Source organism: Neisseria sp. P0021.S007 (genome assembly GCF_051956855.1).
On record NZ_JBQCXA010000129.1, the window covers coordinates 1 to 1,110 of the forward strand.

2 protein-coding genes are annotated in these 1,110 nt (G+C 55.2%); both read right to left on the reverse strand.

Annotated features, from left to right (window positions below):
* On the reverse strand, nt 1-307 hold a 307-nt coding region (locus ACTHUR_RS11665), incomplete at its 3' end, for an alpha/beta fold hydrolase (protein WP_440398679.1).
* Nucleotides 308-453: 146 nt separating this feature from the next.
* Nucleotides 454-1,110: NAD(P)H-hydrate dehydratase (locus tag ACTHUR_RS11670; protein ID WP_440398680.1), on the reverse strand; the 657-nt coding region annotated here is incomplete at its 5' end.

The following is a 1,110-nucleotide window of genomic DNA, read 5'->3' on the forward strand; positions in this document are numbered from 1 at the left end:
CAGTTATTCCTCCGTCGCTGAAACCGAACAGACTGTAATTTTCCACGCTTTCACTGCGCAGGATTTGGCGCACATCATCGGCTACTTGAGCATAGGTCAATACGGTAGTGCCAAGCGTGGAGCGTCCGTGTCCGCGCGTATCGACGGCAATCATGCGGTAGTGTTGCAACAGGCGCGGCAGCAGCGGTTCAAAATCGCTAATCGAGCCAAAACCGCCGTGAAGCAAGACCATGACGGGAGCGGCTTCCTTACCGCCGATTTGATAGTGCAGGCTTGCGCCTTGATGGTTAAAAAATTTGGACTGCATGGTTTACCTTTTCAATTTATCCAAAGTATCTGCATAGAAAACATCAAAGAGCTTTTGGATTCCTACACAGATATTGAACATCGCAAAGGGTCGTCTGAAAACGGCTTGGGGACTGTATCTCCGTTTTCAGACGACCTCCTTCCTTCTCAATTTTTTGTTTTATCCGTCATCAGCCGATTCCTCAACCATCGGGCAGCGGGTGCGATTTCGCCTGCCAGCATACCGGCTTCCACGCCCGATGAATGTTTGATGACATCCGCCGCTGCGCCGTGCAGCCATACGCCGGCACAGGCGGCTTGGAATGGGGCAATGCCTTGTGCGAGCAGGCTGCCGATGATGCCGCTTAAAACGTCGCCGCTGCCTGCGGTGGCAAGTCCGGCGTTGCCGCTTGGGTTGGTATAGACCGTGCCGTCGGGTGCGGCGACCAGTGTGCGGTGTCCTTTTAAGACGGTTACGACTTGGAACGTTGCGCTGATGGTTTGGACGGCAGACATTCTGTCCTGCTGGACGGCTTGGGTGGATGTACCGAGCAGGCGGGCGGCTTCGGCGGGGTGCGGGGTCAGAACCAGATTGCTGCGTTTTTGAGCGGCTTCTCGTGTTTCTGAATTCGACCTTGCCAGCAGGGTCAGTGCGTCGGCATCAAGCAGCAGCGGCACGTCCTGATTTTGCGTCAACACGTTATTTAAGATTTGGTTGGCGGTTTCGTCCAAACCCATGCCGCAGCCGACCGCCCATGCGCTGATGTCCTTGCGTTTCAGCAAGTCTTCAGCGGTTGCCAGCATGATTTCGGGGCGTTCGGGGAT